Genomic DNA, 22,931 nt, shown 5'->3' on the forward strand with positions numbered 1-22,931 from the left:
TTGTTTAGAATAAATTAACAATGACAATACTGGAACTGATAACTTTTAGAGTAGGCGAAATTAATGGTTATAAAACGAATATTATGCTCCATTTTAGTTGTAATTGTCGCTATATGTATGTCAGGTTGTTGGGATGCAACAGAGCCTCAACGTATGTATTATGTTAACGCTGTTGGCGTTGACTATGAGGACAATAAATATAAGGTTTATCTTCAAATTATTAATTTAGCTGATTTAGCAAATGTGGACAACAATTCTGGTAATGCCACATCTGTAGAAGTTGGATATGCCGAGGGGAAAACAATTGAAGAAGCAATTTATAAACTATACCGTTCTTCTGACCAAGAAATATTTTGGGGGCATTTGAGGTATCTGCTTTTCTCAGAACGTGCTATGGAAACTGAACAAAATGCTATTCCTGTCATTGATACTTTTATTCGGTTTAGGGAGACGAGATATCAAATTTGGGTGTTCTGCACTACAGATTCTATTAAAGATGTGATGCTTATAGCTCCCATCCTAAGAAGCTCTATTACATCTTCAAAGTTAAGTAGCCCCCTTAAGACGATTGAACAGGAATCATTTATTGATCCCAAAAATTTAAGAGAATTAGTTATTGGTCTAAATGAACCTAGCCATGAAGTCACCATCCCTTTTGTAACTATTATGAAAAATTGGGAAACAGAAGCTAGAAAAACGGAAGAAACTTCATTTGCAGGTATAGGTATACTTTCAAAAGATGAATTTAAAGGATTCATTAAGGATTCCTTATCCAGAGGTAGTCAATGGATGCAAGATAAAACTAATCGGGGAAGAATTACATTTAAATTAAGTGGAGGAGAAAGGGATTATTTGACAGTCGATATAGATAAGTTAAACGTTGATGTTAAACCGATTATAAAAAAGAAAGAATCAGAAACAGTAGTTTTTGATATAGATATCCATGTAAAGGCTACAGTAAATGGATTTAAGGGAGCCATTAAGGACAGTGATATAAAAAAACAAATTAAAGAGCAAATAAAAAAAGAAGTGATGGAAACTTATGAAGAAGGATTAAAATTGGATGCTGACATATATCGTCTATCTGAGTACCTCTATCGCAGCAACCTAAAGGTATGGCGAATGATAGAGAAGGATGGAAAAATACCTTTAAAAAAAGAATCAATCAATAAAATAAATATTCACGTTAAGATAAATGCTGGTAGAAAAACATTTGAAGAAACAATTAAAGAATAAATGCTTTGTTTTTAACTATTTAATTCGGTTAATCAAAGCATTTAATTGGGTTCAGCTTCCTACAAACAATTTTCTACATCATTAGTTAAAGAAAATTTTATATATTTAAGAAACGGGTTTTGATCAAACCCGTTTTTCAAGAGAAATAAACAATTATTAATTAGTTTGCAATTATAATAAATTTAATGTTGATTGAACATCAATCAATTGAGAAACAGTGAAAATGTATCATATTATTTTTTATAAAATAACTTTTACCTCAAAAGATTAGAAGTCAAGTCTTATCCTGTTAGTATGTCTTCGCTTGGATATCTTACTTTTTCTTGTTTTGGTTTTGCAAGTGCAAAGGCCCACGTTAATGGCCCTAGTTTACCCACCAACATAATAAAAACAATAATTATCTTACCGACATCTGATAAATCACCAGTTATGCCCATTGACAAACCTACTGTACCAAATGCTGAAATTACTTCAAATAATATTTTTAAAAATGACTCTGACTCAGTGATATTTAGAATAAATACCGTGAAAAAGATTAACAATACACTTATTGCAAAAATGACAAGGGATTTAATTATAACCCTATCTTTAATTGCTCTATTTCCTATAGTAATCTGATTTTTTTGTCTCAAAAATGTTATTATTGATAAGACAATAACCAAAAATGTTGTAAGCTTAATTCCACCACCTGTCGATGTACTCCCAGCTCCTATAAACATTAAAAGTAAAATAAAAACAATCGTTGCTTCATTTAAACTTCCTATATCAAGTGTATTGAATCCTGCTGTACGGGGTGTCACTGCTTGAAAATAAGAACCCCAAAGTTTATCACTTAACGATGACAATTGTCCTAATGTGTTTGGATTACTATATTCTATAGAAAAAATAATAATCATTGCTAATATGTTGATAACTAAAGTTCCAACTATCATTACCTTTGAATGTAAATCTAACTTTTTAAAGCTGCGTTTATACCATATATCTGATAAAACTGTAAAACCTATCCCACCAACTATGAAAAGAAATGTGATAACAAAATTTACTATTGGATCACCTACATATCCCATTAAACTTTCTGACCAAATAGAAAATCCCGCATTATTAAAAGCTGATATTGCATGAAAGAAACTGTAATATACTCCTTCTCCCCATCCATACTCTGGAACCCATTTTAAAGCTAAAATCAGTGTTGCAATGATTTCAATAGTAAAAGCGTATATAAATATACTTTTGGTTAGTCTTATAACTCCACCTAGAGAATTCTGATTTAAAGCACTTTGTACAATTAATCTCTCTTTAAACCCGATTTTTTTGCCTAACATCATAAAAATAAGAACTGCAAATGACATAATTCCTAATCCACCAACTTGTATAAGAACAAGAATGATGTATTGGCCGAAAGTAGTGAAGGCAGTTCCTGTATCAACTACAACAAGACCTGTTACGGTCATAGCAGATGTTGCAGTAAAAAGGGAGTCAATCCAACTTAGAGAATTTGTTGTTGCATAAGGTATTTTTAAAAGTATCGTTCCCAAAGTGATAAAAAATAAAAATACAAATACAAGTAGTTGAAAGGGATTTGATTTAATATACTTGAAATTCATTATATTAAACTCCTTCTTCAAATCTTGCAATATCACTATTGTGCCCTATTATTATTAATACATCTTCTTTATTTATGACTTCTTCAGCAGTTGGTGAAACTATAAACGTACCTTGACGTTGAATCCCGACAATGGTACAACCAAATTTTGCGCGTACATTTAGTTCGCCTAAACTCTTGTAAATAAGCTTCTTTTTCACAACAATCTCTACGATGCTATAATCTTTAGAAAGTTCAATAAAATCAATCATTTTATCTGACACAATATGACGTGCAATTCTTTTTGCTACATCACGTTCTGGATGGATTACTTTGTCCACACCAATTTTTTTAAGAGCCTTTGAATGATACTCGTTTTGGGCCTTTGCCCATACTTTTTTTACACCTATTTCTTTTAATAACAACGTAATTAAAATACTTGATTCTATATCTCTACCAAATGAAACGAATGCATGGTCAACATTACGAATTCCAAGTTGAATAAGGGTTTTTTCATCAATTGCATTTGCACAAAAAGTTTGTGTTGCATAGTTCAAATATTCATTCACCTTTACCTCATCCTTATCTATAGCTATTACCTCAATACCCATATTGTGGAATTCTTTTACAATTGTTCCCCCGAAACGACCTAAGCCAAATACTGCAAATGATTTCTTCATACTACACCTTCTTTTCTAATAGTTATGTCATTATTAAAGTTCAAAAAACTAAAATTACAATATAAATAAAGAGAAACCTCCTTCTGTTATAAGAGGGAATGTATCAACTTTACATTTACGAGTTAGTATCTTATTCGGATCAATAATCCTACTTTCAAATATAGGATTCACTCCATTGAAATTTTTATACAGCAAAATGTCGAATAGGTCAATTGTTAAAATTAGTTAACTGAATAATCTATCGAATGCATCAATAAAAAATATTCAGAAAATTAAACCTTTTAAGAGTAGTTCTTTTTTATATTAACATGTGTACCCATGATAACATGGATTTATTTTTAGTTGTTAGAAATATTGCAGTTCAAGAAGCTGAGTTGTGGTGAAATTCTAGATTTTGATATTTCACAAGAATGGTGCGCAAATGATTGGTATATTGTAAGTCACTGTTATGTCTGGTTTTGAGGCGTATAATATTACATTTTTCTGAACGTTTCAGTATTACCTTATACTTTTACAATTTTTGATAACTAACTATATATTAGAGATAAAAGAACAATTTTTTATTCGAGTGGTAGATAGGGGAGGTAATGCTTTTATTTCATTTCAAAACAATTCTTTGAGAATAAAAGTAACTTTTTATAATACAAACGACATATTATATGATTATGGTCTGATTACCAACATAATAAAAAGGGAAACATAAGTTTATTTAATCTAGATAAAGATGGGCATAATTGTAGGTTTGAAATAAAGTTGCTATGGTTTTAAGCCGTTAGAAAACAGTTAGATTAAAAATCTTCCCTTTGCAACAGAAATACAAAAATAAACATTAAACAAGGAAAAATTATACAATTGAAAGGTTAGTGGGATCAGTTGATTAGTCATATAACCTTAAATTGATTTTACATTTCTACATAAACCGATCTTTAAGAGATTATTCAAATAGATTCCATTGCTCATAAATTTAAATCATATATTTTGCACAAATCTTTAAAGCAAAATATTTAACGTTGTTTTAATATAATGATTTCTCATTATTTACTTAGCTGAAAATAATTACTATATACCTAGGATTTCACTTACTCTCAACTACGATTTTTCTCATGAAATTGTTAATAACAAAACAATAAACAACCTTATATGGTTATTATTTTAGTTGGGAAGTGCCTAGCCTCTAGTTTTTATGATGTAATATAAAATTATATAATTATATTAATAATTTTATAAAGAAGGATAAAAAATTGCATAAAAAAGATTTTTATTTAATTTCAAGTAACTTTAGTTCTGTTTATCATTTAAAGTTTTTAAAGAGAAGCCGATAAACAGTAAATGAATCAAAAAATTTACATAAAGAAAGTAGGAGATGGTAGGGAATTGTACATAAAAAGTAACATGAGATTGTGAAGGGCTGTTATTACAATTAAAGATTTTCGTACCTCTAATTAGGTAGATATTACAGCCTTTCAATTAAAGTCACAAAAACGATTCAAAAAGGAGAGAATACCCGTGGTTCGTAATTTATCCATATTTAAAAAGTTAGTCTTATTAATGTCTATAGCAATTTTAACGGTTGCTCTTATCCAAGTAAGTGGATATACTACTATGAAAAAATTGGAGAAAAATGCAGAGAATATTTTAAAAAATCGTCTAGAACCAAGTATTATTTTATCAGACTATAGACTTAATAATCAGATGATTGTTTCAGATATTTACCGTTCTTTACTTTTTAACGATGAAAAAGCTATTACCCAAATTAAAAATGAAGTAACTTATGTGTTTAAAGATAATGAAAAGAATCTTAAATTACTTGAATCAACCAATATGCACTCGGATGAGAAACAAATAATAAGTGAATTGGTTCAGCTATATCCAATTTTTAAAGAAAGCATGGAGCAAGTTTTTCAGCTAAGTCTTGCTAATAAGAATGAAGAAGCAATTAATCTCTTTGAATCAAGTGCCGAGCCTGTTCTTGAAAAAATTATGTCAAAAGGTTTGGAACTAACAGAATTGAATAGAAAAAATGCAAGTACTTTGGTAATGGAAAGTAAAGCTGAGGCGACTGAAAGGATCGCAAATTCTCTAATAATATCAATTGTATTAGGAATTCTGTTTGTAGTAATCGGTTTTATCGGTGTACGAAAATATCTAATTTCACCAATTGAGAAATTAAAATATGCTGTTCAACGAGCACAAGCTGGGGAACTAAATTTTAGTGTAGACTATGATTCTAAGGATGAACTAGGTGTCTTAATGTCCAATTTTAGCCATATGATTACTCACTTACGGGAACTTATTGGTCATGTGCAACAATCATCCGAACAGATGGCTGCATTTTCAGTTGAGCTTTCGGCAAGTGCGGAACAAACGAATGAGGCAAGTGAACATATTGCTTCTGTTACGTTAGAGGTAGCAAGCGGTTCAGATGACCAGGTTAGTACGATTATAGAAACTTCTAATGTTGTGAATCATATGGTACAGAATGTCCAAACAATAGCTAAAAGTTCTACTAACGTGTCAGAGGCTACTACACAAGCAAACCAACTTGCTATAGATGGAAATGATATTATTCAAACTGCAGTTCTACAAATGAACTCGATTCAAACATCTATTGGCGGTCTAAGTGATGTTATTAGTGGATTAGGTGAGCGTTCGAATGAGATTGGACAAATCGTTGAAGTCATTACAAGTATTGCTGCACAAACCAACCTGCTTGCGTTAAATGCAGCGATTGAAGCAGCAAGAGCAGGCGAACATGGAAAAGGCTTTGCAGTCGTTTCGGAAGAAGTTCGAAAATTAGCAGAAGAATCATCTGCGTCAGCACAGAAAATCTCTAATTTAATTACAAGGATTCAAGCGGAAACAAATAAAGCGGTAGATTCCATGGAGTTCACTACAAATGAAGTTAAGACAGGTATTGACAATGTGAATATCGCAGGTGAATCTTTTGAAAAAATTCAACATGCCATTAACGAGGTTTCTGTTCAAATTCAAGAAGTATCTTTTTCTGTACAACAGATGGTAGCAGGAGCTGATCAAATGACCAAATCCATGGAACAAATTAATGAAATTGCCCAAAGCTCTGCAGAAGGGACACAAAATATTTCAGCGGCTACTGAAGAGCAATTAGCCTCTATGCAGGAAATTACTGCATCTACTTCGGCACTTTCTAAAATGGCAGAAGACTTACAAGAAAAAATAAATATGTTTAAAGTATAAGGGGGTGATTTATTATTTTAAGTTAGCTATTGGCTGAAATTTTGAGAGAAGTTAGAATTAATAAGCGGAGAATAAGGTAATCAGTCGAAATAAACGTTTCTGCTTTGTGTGTCGAATGAAACGATTCAATTGTGGCATTATCAGCGGGCATTCCTTTACGGGACATGCTCATGATAATGCCTTTTGCTTTGATTGTTTGTTAGTACGCAGCCGAAATATATACCGATTCCCTGTTACGTTTTCCCACCAAAAGGGAAGTAGGTAATATCTGTAACGAGATTCTCCAAGCGTTTTTGTGATGTAAATTCATGATTCATAAGATTATTAGTACGTAATGTGGATGTCCTGTTGGTTTACGTTTTTTAACTTTCACACGACATTGCTCTTCGATAGCTGAAAGACCAGCTGGAACATTCAAAAAAGTAAAGTGTTTTCCCGAAGGTTGCTTCACCATTATTATACAAACGTGTATATTTTTAAATTTGTGTGTCATCACAAATATTTAACTCTTCTAATAACATATGTAGGAATACCTTGTAACTTAATTTCAACTGCCTTTAATTTTACTTCTTGCGGATAACTTACTCTAATTCCTATAAAAAATATATATTAGGATACAATACCCTAAATTCAAAATACCCAACAGAGAAAGTATTGCATTTTATTTCAATGTACCTATAATTGATGTTTCAACATGAATATCTACTTCTAGTTTACCCAATATCATATCAATCTGATGAAGGTCGTTTACTATTAGAATTCATATTTTTTGTTTTCTATGAGAAAAAAATAAAATAATTTCGTGATTTATGTCGGAAAACACTGGCTAAATGAATTATATCATGCATTAAACAGAATTAAATTGAATACAAGATACAAGTGACTAGGTATTCAATAAGCACCTAGTCTTTTATTTAAAATCTTAATATTTTTATTAACTTTTTTGTGACAATCAAAAACTCTTATGACCTCTTAAATGTAATAAAATAGAATAATATAGTTTAAATAGTGTACTTATTATCTTATTCTTATTTAATTTATGCATTAATTAAATATGCGTTTTGGTATGTATTTAACTATTTTTATGCATTTTTTGCTTAATTTTGTGAAGGAGACTATCATTTTTAGTGTGACAGAAAAAAATCAAAAAGGAGAAGATATGTATGAAAAAGAGGAAATATTTAGTACAAAGAACTTTAACTATAGCTGCAATTGCATCTATGGGAACAACACTTGCTTTAACATCCCCAAGTTTAGCTAGTGCAAATCAAATTAGTACATCTGGAGAACAAGGTGTACTAGCAGAAAATACGCCCCCTAGTATTATTGAACAAGCAAACGCAGTTGGTATTACAGATGTTAAATCTGAATTAGATAAAATTGGGAAATACTATTATGTTAATGAAATTGCAGGTACACAACTCTATACAAGAGTGGCTACAATAACTTTTAAACCCAATCCAGATAGTGTTGAGACAGAGATTGACTTTAGTATTACGGGGAGTAATGTAGATAATTTGAACTATGATACTACCATACTTGAATACGTAACAATAGGCGAACTTGATAATACAAAAACCCCTGTGGAACAGACACTTACAACACCTAGTTACAGTAAGTCTACACAAGAAACAATATCGACAGCGACACAAAATGGTTTTAAAGTAGGGGGGGCTGGTGACTTATTATTTGGAGTTCCACTATTAGTAGAAGGTTTAAAAATTAATGCAGAATTTAATTCTTCTACTACAAGCACAAAAGTAGAGTCCGAAGCAAAAACAATAACATTACCTTCACAAAATATAAAAGTGCCACCGGGTAAAAAATATAAAGCAGTTGTTTCATTTAAACAATTAAATTTTTGGGGGGATGTTTCGTTTACTGGTGAAGGAATCAATCCGATGACTACAATAAAGGGAACTGGAGTTTATTATGCTCCAAATGGTTCATATTGGGAACAACACACTTGGAGAAAATATACGGCTCTATTTTGGAAGGAACTAACTAATGCTCAGAAAAATGATTTAAATGGAATTGAATTTATTTACTATCCAAGTACTGGTGGAGTTAGAGTAAAAGCACAAGGGACAAGTAGATTCGAAGGTGTAATGGGTAGTAAACTAGAAGTAGATATTTTAGATGTTACAAATCCAGCAAGCCCCATGTTAGTGGAAACAAGAAGTTTTTAAAATTTATTTTTTGACATCTGAACCAATTATAAATCATATTTTCAAGAGCCTAGACTACCCCTATTAAGAAAATTTATGTTTATAAAATTATGTTGCAAAACCCAAATGGTAAACCTAATGTACATGGTTAAAGACAGAGAGAACAGTTGTATTTCGAAATCCTACAAAGAAGTCTTTTACATAAATTTGGCTAATAGGCGTAGTCTGAAAATGGATGCTAAAACTAATTAATTGATATTAGAGACAAATACTTGGACATTCATTAAGGCCATTTTTTGATTAATTGAGTGTTTTGGTGTAGAAGCTGCTGATGAATTTAGTTTCAGGCTTTTGGTGTTTATATAAAAATCAGACAACTGTGATTAGTTATCTGTCTTAGCATCATTAGTTATCTCAATTACTTTCAATGGCCGCTTTAATTTCTTCTAGTGATATCCTGCTTCAAGTAATTTGAGTTGTTTGTTCTAATTTATTTATCTATTTTCCTTATTTGTATTTTGTTTAATCTCTAGACTTTAAAAATATTAAAACTCGCCAAAAAGGCAGTATTTAGTAGAAATAAAAATACTCGCTTTGTGAAGTTTGGTCAAAAGCGTTTATAACGGTCCGTTGACATTAAAAATGTATTGAGCTCATCAAATACATCCCTGCTCTGTCATCGTCAGTAAATCTAAATAAATACGACTAAATAGCTTCACAGTATTTATTATTTCTTTTCCGGTAGCAATTAGCATGGACCTGATAGGGTAAAGAGTATCTTTTTTCCTCCTAATTTTTAATTATCTCCATTTCGAGACAATTAAAAATTAGGAATTTAAATAACAGGCAAATAAGATTTTCCGCTTATGAATAACCTCTCTATTAGCACAGATTTTTGTAGTCAAATTTTAATATTATGGTACATATGGAAAAAGTATTTAAAGCCTGTACAGTTCTTACTACACTATTAACCAGTCGCCGATTTCAATAACGACAACTGATTGGATAATGTTTCTTTTTTCACTACCTGATATATGGGTCCTTATCAAAACTTAATAATGAACTTTTCATATATTTACTTTAGAGGTCAAATATACTGCTATTCTAAATGTAAGGTTCATTTTTGGTATTTCTGTACGTACCTAATCCCACACTAACTATTCTAGCAATAGAACATATAGAGAGACCTCCGAAGTGCAGCTATTTAATTAACTCAATTTTTTCCTCCGAAATTTGGTTTACGCCCTCTAGTACCACAACAAAAACTTTCAGAAGATTGAGGGTTGTTTGATTTCTGATTAACTGTATCTTCAGTAATTAGCTAATTACCATAATTTTCTAATTTTATTTCCCCGATTTCCAAATTTAGCACAAATAATACAGTGCAGTTTATACTCAATTTGTATGCTATAATATGGTTTTTTAATATTTGAAGAAACTAAGATTATTGAAGTGGAAGAAATAAATATTTATTATTTATACCGTAAGCAAAAAAATAATTCAATTTAGGTAATTACGGGGATTCTAAACATTTCCTTCTTTTGTTATCATACGCTGAAAGAAGAAGAAAAATGGGTATTGTAACCTTGCTATTTATTTAGAAGTAGCGTTACAAATACTTTTTTGAAAAATATAAGTGCGAATAAGTGAATGTCTTGTTTACTTATTCTACTAGGCTATAATTGTGCTAGAGAAGTAAATATTCTTAAATCAAAAGACTGTATAGGGGAGGGTATTACTTGTATTTGAGTAACCTTGTGAAGATTTTCATTTGACAATAATAATATGTATGTTTGTAATAAAGGAAAGTAGGGGGGAAAAGTGAGAAATTTTTTTGAAGATCAGTATAAATATAATGGTGAGAATCAAATAATAAACTTAGTAAGTGAAATTAGTGAATATAAAGGAAAGTTAACTGCTTATCAAGAGCAAAGATCTGATATGTTTACTAACCTAGAAAATGCTATGCCAAAACAATACATAAAAAACTATGTTTCAATTTATGAGGATATAAAAGTTTCCAATAAACGATTAAAAGAACTTATTTTAGAAGATATAATACCCCAATCGATCTCAGAAGATGCGATATTATGTTATTATGAAACTCTAACGCTTGTGCATAAAAAATCTAATGTTTTTGATATTAGCCCAGATACTATACAAGAATTACATTTTCAATTAATACATTTTATTACCTCTGATGGTGCAAAATGGCGCCAAAAACCATTCTCTATCCCCGGAATACTGGAGAATGGGATGTACACGAAAGTTTATCGTCCTCTTCCACCTGAAAAAATACAAATGGCTGTTGAACATTTATGCAACCAATATAATTTATTAAACTGTAAAAAAGAATTGCCCACTATTCTACTGATAGCTCATTTTATATTCAATCTTTATTGCATAATTCCATTTAGTCAAGGTAATGGAAGGGTAACTATAATGTTAATGCAATTATTACTAATAAAAAGCGGCCATACATTTGTAAAATATGTTTGTTTAGATGAACATATAAAGCAAAGAGAGGCAGAATACTATGAAGCAATCTATAAATCATCGGCAAATTGGTACTGTAATGAGCATAATAGTAGCTTTTGGTTAAAAATATTCTTAACAATTATTTTAGACGCTTATAAAAATCTACATAATAGAGTAAAGGATACTATAAGTAGACATACTAAGATAGAGAGAATTCAGAATTTTGTTCTTAATCACGAACAACCTTTCACAAAAGAATACATTCGAAGTATGTATCCTGATATAGGCGAAAGTACAATTAGTAAAGCTTTAAATGATTTACAATTATTGGGTGAAATCAAACTTGTTTCAAAAGGGAAAAATGCGCGCTGGATGAAAGTCTAAGCTTAAAAGTAGGAGGAATGCATATTACTATAAAAATAACTGTCATGCTAAAGGGATATAGAGATTAAACATACCAAGGCATTTATCTATGCCTTTGTTTGACTAATGTGTAAATTGTGAGGTTTCTAGCAGTTATACCCAAGGTAATCCAAGCATAAAAATGATACAAAATATAAATGAGGGAAAACAAATGAATAAATTAGAACAAACAACTCAAATTACTTGAAGCAGGATATCCCTAGAAGAAATTATAGCAGCCTTTAAGGATTGTATATTACAGTTGTCTGTTTTTTTATATAAACAACAAAAAGCTGCTAACTAAATTGATATGCTCCCAATTAGGTAGACAGATTAAAAAATCTGTTTATCTAAGGGGAGCTTTTTTGGGGGCGAAGTAAACATCCAATCTAGTTAAAATTACATATCCTTCAATTGTTCCAAGAAGGTCACTTTATTATCCGGGAATTATTTCGATTTATACCCAAGCTTTACCTAGCTGGAAAATGAAATATGAGGCAATTGAACGTGATCGTATTTAGATTGTTAAGTACTGTTTGAAGAACCAGAAAAATTATCAGTTGTCAGCGCACACCTACGGTGTTTCGTATCAACAGGTGTATCAATGGACGAAGAAATTTGAAACTAACGGTTAAGAGGGATTATGGGATCGCCGTAGTCGCACAAGAGATGAAGTCGAATTAACCGTTGAGGGGAAATTGTAATAGAGTTTCAACATACTGAAAGTGAAAATAAACGTTTACGTGCAGAAAATTTATTTTAAAAACGCTATTCAGCGATTCAAGAATTACATCGAGAGGAAAAACTTTTGACTCTTTTACTATGTTTGAAAAAGGACATTCATCTCTTTTACCAACAAGAAGATGGTATTTAGGGCTATCGTCTTACAACGTTGACCATCAATCGTCGGCGAAAAGAAAATAATCAAGCAAAGGTTAACGAAAAGTATATATCGTTTAATGCAATTTAGTGGATTGTAGTCTGTTATTCGTAGAAAGCGCAAGCTTTATCGAAAATCCCCAGCACGTCATGAGGCGGATAACGCATTGAATCGAGCATTTACATAGGAAAACCCAATGAAAAATGGTGTGCAGACGTCACAAAACTTATGTATGGACACGGGAAAAAAGCTTATTTAAGAGCAATTATTGATTTATATGATGGTTCAATTGTGAGATATGTGTTCGGTCATTCGAATAATAATTCCCTTGTTTTCAAAACAACCAAATCAGCTATTTAATCATTACAATAAGCCATTAATACATAGTGACCGAGGTTTTCAATATACATCGAAAGAATTTAAGCGATTTGTAGAAAAAGCCAATATGACACAAAGTATTTCCCGTGTTGGTCGATGTATTGATAACGGACCAATTGAATCATTTTGGGGCACACTGAGGTGTGAGAAGTATTATTTACATAAGTACAATTTATATGAAGAGTTAAAACTAGCGATTGATGATATTATTCATTTTTATAATTACTATCGTTATCAGAAACGATTAAGCGGCTTGAGTCCGTTAGAATTCAGGACTCAAGCCGCTTAATACATTTTTTATTATTTCCACTGTGTACTTGAAAAGGGTGCAGTTCAGATTCAGTAAGCAGCCAATACATTTTATCATTCAACAAATACTTAAAATTCCACAATGCCTATTAAGGACCAATTTATGCAAAATGCTTCTTTATCCGATTTCGTCATACAACTGATCTACTTGTCTTTGTCGATGTACATCAGGTCACCAATTAGGTTTTGCAACATAATTTTATAAACATAAGCTTGCTTAATCGGAGTAGTCCAGGCTCTAGAAAAATATAGTTTATGAAATTGATTCAGTTAATAACTTCTTGATTCCACTAAAATGGGGTTTGCAGGATTTGTAACATCTAAAATATCTACTTCTAGTTTACTACCCATTACACCTTCGAATTTAGCAGTCCCTTGTGCTTTTACTTTAACTCCCCCAGTACTTGGGTAGTAAATAAATTCGATTCCCTTTAAATCATTTTTCTGAGCATTAGTTAATTCATTCCAAAATTGGGCCGTATATTTTCTCCAAGTATGGTCTTCCCAATAACTACCATTTGGTGCGGTATATATTGCCCTCCCTTTTATTGTAGTCATCGGATTGATTCCTTCACCAGTAAATGAAACATCACCCCAAAAATTTAATTGTTTTAAAACGGCAACTGCTCTATATTTTTTACCCGATGGCACTCTTATATTTTGAGAAGGTGACGTTAATGTTCTTGTCACGCTTTTTGCTGTTGTGCTTGTAGTAGAAGAATTAAATTCTGCATTAATTTTTAAACCTTCTACTAATAGTGGAACTCCAAATAGTAGGTCACCGGACCCTCCAACTTTAAAACCATTTTGTGTCGCTGTCGATGTTGTTTCTTGTACACTCTCACTGTAACTCACTGTTGTAAGCGTTTGTTCTAAAGGAGTTTTTGTGTTATCAAGTTCGCCTACTGTTACGTAACTAATTGTTGTAGTATCATAGTTCAGATTATTCAAAGTATTACTCGTTATACTAAAGTTAAGCTCTGTCACAACACTTTCTGGATTGGGTTTAAAAGTTAGTGGAAGCCCTTTTGAATAGTATTTTGTTCCAGCAAATTCATTAGTATAATAGTGTTTTCCTATTTTATCTAATTCCGATTTAACATCTGTAATACCTACTGCGTTTGTTTGTTCAATAATACTAGGAGGCGTATTTTCTGCTAGAACACCTTGTTCTCCAGAAGTACTAATTTGATTTGCACTAGCTAAACTTGGAGATACTAAAGTAAGTGTTGTTCCCATAGATGCAATTGCAGCTATAGTTAAAGTTCTTTGTACTAAATATTTCCTCTTTTTCATACATATCTTCTCCTTTTTGATTTTTTTCTGTCACACTAAAAAGAATAGTTTTTTTCACAAAAATGAGCAAATATTCTGTAAATTAAGCAAAGTCCATATCTAATAGTACATTTTGTTGACGCGTATTTTGAATTTTAATGATAATAAGTACGTAATTCCAAAGACAATATACTAATTTATTCACTTAAAAGAGGTCATAAGATTTTTTAATTGTCACAGAAAAGGAGGCACGTACTTATTTACTTGAAGCTGAATTTACAATTTCCATTTTTAAAGGCTATACGGGATGAAAAGGAAGGCGAAGAAACAACTAATTACCAAGTTAAAAGTATCAAGCTATTAAAGATATTTATCGGTTGTATCAGTTGAAAAATATGACACGTTATTTATGTTATTTACAAATGTAAGTCCCAGTAGTTATTAATATAGGGCTCCAAAATAGTAAAGAACAAGTGATACGTGAAGAAGCAAATTTTCAGGACTACGTGCTATTAAAAACGATTTATGAAAAGGACTTGATAATATTGCAATAAATCACCATATCACCATATAGTAGACATAGATATTCAAAGGTTTCTTTGATAATTTCAATCAGTCAAATCTGCTAAAACAAAAGTACATTATAGGAATCTGTGATAGAAGGGTGTTCAGTGTAAGTTAGTATTGGTATTCCAACCAAAGGAACTCCGCAAGGACGGATTTTCTCACCTCATTGTTCCAATATTGTAAGGAACGATTTAGATTGGTATATAAGCAATCAATGGGAAAATATTAAAACTAGCTCCGATTAAAATCTACATGAAAAGGAACTGCGACCTTAAAATTTATAGCTACGATCTCGAGGACGCTATACTAAACCTGATTCATATGCTTGCAATATCCAGATAAAAAATTAGACCGTTCAAAACGATAACTAGGAAAGATTTTAAAAGAGAATACACGAAAGAATCTGTTAAATAATCGCTTTCCCTGAAACTGCAAAAATTTCTTATCCAGCATTTCAAAAGAAGACGTGTCAGTTAGAAATAACTGTTAGTGTTAGTGAAATATACTATTTATAAAATTGAATCACTTAATGCAAACGTTCAGTCTGATAAAAGTGACAAACAAAAATCCTTGTGCTATTTAGATATTTTCGGTATTTTTTATATTAATTTTTTTTGACACATTATAAGTCTATTAAGCTCTTAAGAGCAAACAAAATAGTATAATGCCATTAATATTACGTAATTATTAAGTTATATATATAATTATACATTAATATATATGCATTTTATTATGAATTTGGCTACATTTACACTATATTTGCTAAAACGTGTGAAAAGAACTATTCTTTTTTTATAAAAAATAAACTCAAAAGGAGAATATATGTATAGAAAAAGAAGAAAATTAGTACAAAAAAACTTTAGCTAAAGTTGCTAGTACATCTATTGGGACAATATATGCTATAGAATTATGTTTAGCTATTGAAAATTAAATTAATACTTCATAGTCTAATTATGAAAAAACTTATTTAAGTGTAATTCTGAATTTTACATATTTTTTTAATATTCTATTGCAACACTTTTAAGACTCTTCAGGCAAGTATAATTCTCTAGTTTCTCTACATTTATAGATGTAGCAATTTCAATAGCTACGCTATATTTTGTAGAAGTTGTTCACATATTTATAGGAGGTGGGTGAACTCTGTTTAATAATGTTAGAAATTCAAAAATTTTTTTGAATATTCTTTGCATTTAGTGCGCAACTAATTTAATTCAAAACGGAGGGTATTAACCTTGGTTCGTAATCTATCCATATTTAAAAAGTTAGTTCTATTAATGTCTATAGCAATTATAACTGTTGGAATTATCCTAATGATTGGATATAACACAATGAAATCTCTGGAGAATATTACAGAAAGTATTTTTAAAGACCGGCTAGAACCAAGTATAATTCTAGGTGATTATAGTCTTAACAATCAAATTATTGTTTCAGATATGTATCGTTCTTTCCTCTTTACAGATGAAGCAACAATTAAGGAAATTAATGATGAAGTGCAGAATGCATTTGAAGATAATGAAAAGAACCTTCAATTACTAAAGGATACTTATTTGTACCCGGATGAGGATAAAATATTAAGCGAATTAATTGAGCAACTACCAAGCTTCAAAGAAAATATGGAGAAAGTATTTCAACTAAGTCTTGCCAACAAGAATGAAGAAGCTATTAGCTTCTTTAATTCAAATGCCAAGCCTATATACGACACTATTTTATCAAAAGGGATAGAATTGATAGATTTGAATAAGAAATATGCAAATAAATTGCATATTGAAAGTGAAGCTGCTGCAAGTAAAGGTATAACGTTTTCTCTAATTATTTCAATTGTATTAGGTATTCTATATGTGGTAATTGGCTTAATAATTGTAAGGAAATATTTAATTGCTCCTATAAATAAATTAATATTTGCTGTCCAACGAGCCGAAGCTGGAGAATTAGATTTTAATGTGGATTATAATTCAAAAGATGAAATAGGAGTACTAACATCTTCATTTAGCCAAATGACCGCTCAATTACGAAATCTTATTGGTCAAATGAAACATTCATCTGAGCAGTTGGCAGCATTTTCGCTTGAGCTATCGTCAAGTGCTGAACAAACAAGTGAGGCAAGTGAGCACATAGCATCGGTTACGCTAGAGGTAGCAAGTGGCTCAGACGAACAAGTCAGAACTATTACAAAAACATCAGATATTGTAAATCATATGGTGCAAAATGTCGGAATAATAGCTAGAAATTCTACTAACGTGACAGAGGCGGCTACACAAGCAAAAAAATTATCTTTAGATGGAAATAATATTATTCAAAATGCAGTTGTACAAATGAATACGATTGAGACAACTATTGGTAGTTTAAGTGTTATTATTAGTGATTTAGGTGAACGTTCGTCTGAGATTGGAGACATCGTTGAAGTAATTACAAGTATTGCTACCCAAACTAATTTACTAGCATTAAATGCAGCGATAGAAGCTGCAAGAGCAGGAGAGCACGGAAAAGGCTTTGCGATCGTTTCGGAAGAAGTACGAAAATTGGCAGAAGAATCATCTACTTCGTCTCTAAGAATTTCTGAGCTAATTAAAAGGATTCAAAGTGAAACTAACAAACTGGTAGACTCCATGCAGTTCACAACGAATGAAGTGAAAACAGGCATTCATAATGTGAATACAGCGGGTGACTCATTTGAAAAGATTCAACATGCTATTAATGAGGTATCTGTTCAAATACATGAAGTGTCTAGTTCTGTAGAGCAGATGGTAGTTGGTGCAGATCAAATGTCCAAAACTATGGAACAAATTAATGAAATTTCTCAAAACAATGCAAGCGGGACTCAAAATATATCAGCTGCTACTGAAGAACAATTAGCCTCTATGCAGGAAATTACTGCATCTACTACAGAGCTTTCTAAAATGGCGGAAGACTTACATGAAAAAACAAATATGTTTAAGTTTAGATAGGGCAAAATAGGGGCAGACGTTCATCAAATACTGATCAAGTCTATAAAATAATTCCTATTAAATAGTATTGAAATTATGAGGTTGGTTGCACTTCAATGGCCAAGGCATATCAATCCACTTGAAAGGATAGTCCGAATAACTTCTTCCAAAATTCATTAAAGGACCAAATTTATGCTCAAAATTAACTATAAGTCAGACTGTAGACAAAGCCGTCGAGAAGTTCATTCTCGATGGCTTTTGTCATTTTCCTTTCTCTTTCATTTTCAATATTCGGTAAATAATTTCTGTATCTAACATACTCTTCGAGCATAGATGCTCTCTTAAGCTGTCTGCCACGTCCAAGTAGCTAGTTTCTTTAAATTCATGGCAGCAAAAGTAAGCATCGCCTGCATGGACCATTTTTTTAGACCTCTTAAGGTTGTCCATCGCATACCATGCTTTTCTTTTGCATCCGCAAAGACACGCTCAATCGTTTCTTTGAGCTTGGCATAAATTTGTTTGATGTCATAGGAATGGCGTAAATGTTCAGCTTCCTCCACATACGACGCCTAAATATGACGTTGAATGAGTTTTTGATAATGCTTACTTTCTGTACATTGGGAAAGGCTTGGACACTTCGCACAAATCAAAGGATTCGATTTATATTGGCGATATCCTTCCTTCGTCGTTGTCGCATACTTCAATATCTGCCCTTGTGGGCAAAGATAACAATTATAGTGCTCGTCATATACATATTCATGCTTTCGGAAGAATCCATCTTTCGTTTTAGGACGTGTATATGGAAGAACAGGCAACATTTGATTCTCTAACAAAAAGTTCGTAATCGCTGGTGTTTTATAGGCTGCGTCTGCCGCAACAGCTAATGGTTTTTGAACGTTTTGAATGACCCTTTCCACAAGTGGCTGCAATACATGGCTCTCGTGCACATTTCCCGGAGTCACCATGGCACCTAAGACAAAGCCCTTTTCATCTGTGGGACCCCGCCCGCGGAAAGCGTCCGCCCGTAGTGGAAATCAACGACTTTACTTTATTTCAAGAAAAAAGACTGTAGGCAAACTCTCAAATTTTTTGAGTTTGTCTACAGTCTGACTATAAGTTTCATACTTTTTTCAGTATTTTCTTTAAATTGCTGAATTGCATCATAATCATTGGTATGAGTATCCAAGTATATGACAAAATCAATGGCTTGTATTTCTTCCAATAGGGTATAAAATTCGGGTGGCATCATTTTACTCACTCTGCTTTCCTCCTTACTGGAAGCGGGAAGGGACTAAACGCTAAGTTCTATTCTTAAAATTTCTCATCATAGTATTAACTCAATTTTTTAAAAAATTGGGTAATACTTATTACTAAATTTGAAATTTTGCTTACACGCCGCCAAAAATTATTAATATTATGTTAGCCCCAACAAGCCCCAACATAGTCCCAAAACAAGCCCCAACTGTGTGCATTATTTTGCGTTAAAATGCATTGTAAAGAATAAATGAAAAACCCCAAAAGCTGCATAGAACAGGCTTTTGAGGGCTTTGTAGGGTACATATTACAAAATAAAAAAATTAGTCCGTGAAACATAAAGATGATAAATAACCTAACATTAATAAAAGACCAATACCCATTGCGATGCTCATGCTTTGTACCTCCTTTAAAAAACGACACATTATTCATAAATATTGTACAATGAATTATAGAAATATGAAACCTTTTAATGGCGAGAACGTATATAATAATAGGAGAATTACCAATTTGTACATAAAGAGTAGGTGATACTGAATGAAAACGTGGGTTAAAAAAAGTATTGTCATAATGGTTGCGTTTTTAACATTTGGTTTAATTACGCCAACGCATGAAATATGGGAAGCATTTGATCAAAATCCTTCGAATCGTGCATCTATTGGTCCTGCATCAGGGACAAGCACGGCTCTAGCTGCTGAGCCTGATCTTAGTAGGGACGAGCAGGTTCATATCCAAGAGGAAGAAATTGATTATAATGCCTTGCTTATGGATGCAGCGAGAGAGCAATCATACATAAAGTTTGGTACTAAAATTGGTCCAAAAATTAGCCATGAATTCGACAACATCATCTTCCCAAAAATGGAGGAGGCGATTGCAATGACTGTCGCTAGTTTGGACGAGCAAGCTTTAGCATCTTTAACCATCTCAGAAAAGCCAAGTGGTAATTATGGTGAGAAAATTTTTAACGTGATCAACACCGACACAGGAGCTGATGTAATCCGCTTCCATGTACGTACAGAAAAAAGACCACAGGAAGGCTATTATTACAACTTCCATTATCACAGTGTCGAGGACAACTTCATGGCACATTATAACCTAGGCGATATTTATTGGGAAAAAAACACACCACCGAAGTGGTTGTCATAAAAGATTCGAAACACTCGTTTACAAAACGGGTGTTTTTTTGTGGGAAAACGTTGATATATCAATGTTTGTGTTAGTTCATTAATTTATTAATGCTGAATGTAATAGGGAGAGGGACAAGTAGGAGAAATAATTTTAAGTTTTTACTTTGGATTTAGCAAAAATGTATCTTTTGGCTTATGAAGGGATAAAACAACGCCAATTCACGCCAGTGAATGACGAAATAATTGGCGTGATAAGAATTGCACGCCATATAATTAGAATATGACCACCAAGGATTTGGCAGTAATCCTCCCTTGAAATGGCGTTGCTAGAAATGATAGGATAATAATTGTTCGAGTTAAATTTAGCTATAGCTAGATAAAAAGTATTAAATGGCATGTTAGTACGTACCTATGGTATATAGTTCTACTAATATATTTATTTTATCGATTCACCTCAATAAAATAATAGATGCAAAAGCTGTTTTATACCAAATATATAAAATTGACTATGGAAAAGATAAAAATAGTCATTTTACGAAAAAAAGCTTCAATTTTAATTTAGAAATTTAACGCTTATTTCATTTAGGCAAAAACGCATATTAAAAATTTTTAACCACTCCATTGAGTGGTTTTTTATTTTGCCCTGATAAGTAAGTATAGGGCAGTTCCTCACCCTTGATTCACAACCAACAACTACGTATAAATGTGATTAGGTGAAAAGATTTACAAGATATTAATATCTAATTAAAAAACAAATGTTATTTTGTTTAGGTAAAAGAATTAATTACCTATAATGGAGGAGAAGAAATAATGGAAGAAAACATTGAAGTGTTAAGAACAGAGGGGGACATTAATTTAACAAAAACTCGTTCTTTATGGCAAGAAAAACATTTGAGCAAAGAATCTTTTGAGTTTTTAAACGATGACTCTAAGTATTATTTACATCAATCTCTTTCTACTCCTTGTTTAAATATTATTGAAAAAAGCTATGGAATTTACATAGAGGATATAGATGGAAGGAAGTATATGGATTTTCATGGAAATAATGTTCATCAAATAGGCTATGGTAATGAATATGTTATCCAAGCAGTAAAAGAGCAGTTGGATATTCTTCCATTCTCACCAAGACGTTATACAAATAAAGTTGCGATCCAGTTGGCAAAAAAATTAGTTGATATTGCACCAGAAAGTTTAAATAAAGTACTGTTGACTCCTGGGGGAACTTCAGCTGTTGGAATGGCTTTAAAACTTGTTAGAAAGGTAACAGGTAAATTTAAAACTATATCTATGTGGGATTCATTTCATGGTGCATCTTTAGACGCTATTTCAGTTGGAGGAGAAGCACTTTTCCGTAACGGTATGGGCCCTCTAATGCCAGGGAGTCTGCATATAGCTCCTTACAATTCATATCGTGGTTTGTTTGATGATGTCAATGGTAGATTTAAATCCCTTGACTATCTAGAATATGTACTTGAAAGAGAAAATGAAATCGGTGCAATTATTTTAGAGCCTGTTCGTTGTACAGACGTACATATCCCACCAAAAGAGTACTATCAACGTTTACGTAATATTTGTGATAGGAACAATATATTATTGATTTTTGATGAAATTCCAACAGCTTTAGGGCGAACAGGTAAAATGTTCACTTTTGAAAACTTTGGAGTTATTCCAGATATTGTTTTATTGGGAAAAGGATTGGGTGGAGGCGTATTTCCAATGGCAGCGATGCTTGTAAAAGGAGAACTTGATGTTGCCCAAGATATTGCACTCGGTCATTACACTCATGAAAAAAGTTCATTAGGTTGTGCAGCAGCATTGGCTACTCTTAATTATATCGAGGATTTTAAATTAATTGATAAAGCTAATCAATTAGGAAATTATATGAGAATACGTCTTAAAAAGATGCAAGAGCACTATGAAATTATAGGTGATGTTCGAGGAATCGGTCTTTTATACGGAATAGAATTAGTATTAAATCGCAATTCGAAAGAAAAAGCTATATCTGAAGCAGAGCAAGTTATGTATAAATGTATGGAAAAGGGATTAAGTTTTAAAGTATCCCAAGGAAATGTGCTTACTCTCACTCCACCACTTATCATTAAGGAACATGAATTAGAACTGGCAATGGATATTTTAGAACAATCTATCCAAGAGGTTTTAGAGCAGTAATATAGATTTACGATTTATTAGACTGAAGAAACTAAACATCTCATATGAGGTGTTTTTATGAAATAAAGAAATTTGATGTAGTATTCCAAAACAAACAAATGATGTCGGTGGTGGTTATGTTAGATGGCATTGGGCAACCTAATTGTTATTTTGAAAAAAACAGTTGTCATAAAAGATTCGAAACACTCGTTTACAAAACGGGTGTTTTTTTGTGGGGGAACGTTGATATATCAATGTTTGTTGTAGTGCATTAAGTTATTAAATATAACATGAAAGGTTGAGGGGA

General features: G+C 31.9%; 12 protein-coding genes and 4 pseudogenes. 11 read left to right on the plus strand and 5 right to left on the minus strand.

Translation table 11 applies throughout. The features are described from left to right. Nucleotides 1–63 precede the first annotated feature (63 nt). Nucleotides 64–1,236 carry a Ger(x)C family spore germination protein gene (locus ACE1MS_RS10005; protein ID WP_447402924.1) on the plus strand — a complete coding sequence of 391 codons (1,173 nt, stop codon included), beginning with the start codon at nt 64–66 and terminating at the stop codon, nt 1,234–1,236. 281 nt (nt 1,237–1,517) lie between these two features. Here the strand turns inward: ACE1MS_RS10005 and ACE1MS_RS10010 are convergent, their stop codons facing one another. Beyond that, on the minus strand, nt 1,518–2,840 hold the full coding sequence (locus ACE1MS_RS10010; RefSeq protein WP_447402925.1) for a TrkH family potassium uptake protein: 1,323 nt from the start codon (nt 2,838–2,840) through the stop codon (nt 1,518–1,520). Nucleotides 2,841–2,844: 4 nt separating this feature from the next. Next, complete coding sequence (locus ACE1MS_RS10015; protein WP_447402926.1) at nt 2,845–3,498, minus strand: potassium channel family protein; 654 nt, start codon at nt 3,496–3,498, stop codon at nt 2,845–2,847. A gap of 1,506 nt (nt 3,499–5,004) precedes the next feature. Between ACE1MS_RS10015 and ACE1MS_RS10020 the strand changes: the two genes are divergently transcribed. From ACE1MS_RS10020 to ACE1MS_RS10040, 5 genes are all read left to right on the plus strand, one after another. After that, nucleotides 5,005–6,714, plus strand: coding sequence for a methyl-accepting chemotaxis protein (locus tag ACE1MS_RS10020; RefSeq protein ID WP_447402927.1), 1,710 nt, complete (start codon nt 5,005–5,007; stop codon nt 6,712–6,714). Between the two features lie 1,163 nt (nt 6,715–7,877). After that, a complete protein-coding gene (locus tag ACE1MS_RS10025; protein WP_447402928.1) occupies nt 7,878–8,903 on the plus strand; it encodes an ETX/MTX2 family pore-forming toxin in 1,026 nt (341 codons plus the stop codon). A gap of 1,800 nt (nt 8,904–10,703) precedes the next feature. Next, on the plus strand, nt 10,704–11,744 hold the full coding sequence (locus ACE1MS_RS10030; RefSeq protein WP_447402929.1) for a Fic family protein: 1,041 nt from the start codon (nt 10,704–10,706) through the stop codon (nt 11,742–11,744). 539 nt (nt 11,745–12,283) lie between these two features. After that, nucleotides 12,284–12,397, plus strand: coding sequence for a helix-turn-helix domain-containing protein (locus ACE1MS_RS10035; protein WP_447402966.1), 114 nt, complete (start codon nt 12,284–12,286; stop codon nt 12,395–12,397). 573 nt (nt 12,398–12,970) lie between these two features. Further along, nucleotides 12,971–13,309, plus strand: a complete 339-nt coding sequence (locus tag ACE1MS_RS10040; RefSeq protein WP_447402930.1) for a transposase — start codon at nt 12,971–12,973, stop codon at nt 13,307–13,309. Between the two features lie 290 nt (nt 13,310–13,599). Here the strand turns inward: ACE1MS_RS10040 and ACE1MS_RS10045 are convergent, their stop codons facing one another. Then, entirely contained in the window at nt 13,600–14,625 is a 1,026-nt protein-coding gene (locus ACE1MS_RS10045; RefSeq protein ID WP_447402931.1) for an ETX/MTX2 family pore-forming toxin, read from the minus strand. Between the two features lie 326 nt (nt 14,626–14,951). On the opposite strand from ACE1MS_RS10045, the pseudogene ACE1MS_RS10050 reads away from it, so the two are divergent. The 3 genes and pseudogenes from ACE1MS_RS10050 to ACE1MS_RS10060 form a co-directional block, all read left to right on the plus strand. Continuing rightward, a pseudogene (locus ACE1MS_RS10050) lies at nt 14,952–15,134 on the plus strand (IS3-like element ISBsp3 family transposase); the annotation flags it as partial. A 40-nt stretch (nt 15,135–15,174) separates the two neighbouring features. Next, nucleotides 15,175–15,401 (plus strand): annotated as a pseudogene (locus tag ACE1MS_RS10055) (group II intron reverse transcriptase/maturase); the annotation flags it as partial. A 1,002-nt stretch (nt 15,402–16,403) separates the two neighbouring features. After that, nucleotides 16,404–18,116, plus strand: coding sequence for a methyl-accepting chemotaxis protein (locus ACE1MS_RS10060; protein ID WP_447402932.1), 1,713 nt, complete (start codon nt 16,404–16,406; stop codon nt 18,114–18,116). A 320-nt stretch (nt 18,117–18,436) separates the two neighbouring features. Here ACE1MS_RS10060 and ACE1MS_RS10065 read toward each other — a convergent pair. Beyond that, nucleotides 18,437–19,093 (minus strand): annotated as a pseudogene (locus tag ACE1MS_RS10065) (transposase); the annotation flags it as partial. A gap of 116 nt (nt 19,094–19,209) precedes the next feature. Next, nucleotides 19,210–19,353: pseudogene (locus tag ACE1MS_RS10070) on the minus strand (spore coat protein CotJB); the annotation flags it as partial. Between the two features lie 533 nt (nt 19,354–19,886). Between ACE1MS_RS10070 and ACE1MS_RS10075 the strand changes: the two are divergent. Both ACE1MS_RS10075 and pbfA read left to right on the plus strand, forming a co-directional pair. Continuing rightward, complete coding sequence (locus ACE1MS_RS10075) at nt 19,887–20,495, plus strand: YpjP family protein (protein WP_031417167.1); 609 nt, start codon at nt 19,887–19,889, stop codon at nt 20,493–20,495. 791 nt (nt 20,496–21,286) lie between these two features. Continuing rightward, complete coding sequence (pbfA, locus tag ACE1MS_RS10080) at nt 21,287–22,645, plus strand: (R)-1-hydroxy-2-aminoethylphosphonate ammonia-lyase (protein WP_036168076.1); 1,359 nt, start codon at nt 21,287–21,289, stop codon at nt 22,643–22,645. Nucleotides 22,646–22,931: the final 286 nt, after the last annotated feature.

The sequence above is a fragment of the Lysinibacillus sp. fkY74-1 genome, from assembly GCF_053165895.1.

What these genes read in the sequence shown, in the direction of transcription:
- ACE1MS_RS10005 (WP_447402924.1), top strand. Translation starts at nt 64, where the DNA reads ATGGTTATAAAACGAATATTATGCTCCATTTTAGTTGTAATTGTCGCT.
- ACE1MS_RS10010 (WP_447402925.1), bottom strand. Translation starts at nt 2,840, where the DNA reads ATGAATTTCAAGTATATTAAATCAAATCCCTTTCAACTACTTGTATTT.
- ACE1MS_RS10015 (WP_447402926.1), bottom strand. Translation starts at nt 3,498, where the DNA reads ATGAAGAAATCATTTGCAGTATTTGGCTTAGGTCGTTTCGGGGGAACA.
- ACE1MS_RS10025 (WP_447402928.1), top strand. Translation starts at nt 7,878, where the DNA reads ATGAAAAAGAGGAAATATTTAGTACAAAGAACTTTAACTATAGCTGCA.
- ACE1MS_RS10045 (WP_447402931.1), bottom strand. Translation starts at nt 14,625, where the DNA reads ATGAAAAAGAGGAAATATTTAGTACAAAGAACTTTAACTATAGCTGCA.
- ACE1MS_RS10075 (WP_031417167.1), top strand. Translation starts at nt 19,887, where the DNA reads ATGAAAACGTGGGTTAAAAAAAGTATTGTCATAATGGTTGCGTTTTTA.
- pbfA (WP_036168076.1), top strand. Translation starts at nt 21,287, where the DNA reads ATGGAAGAAAACATTGAAGTGTTAAGAACAGAGGGGGACATTAATTTA.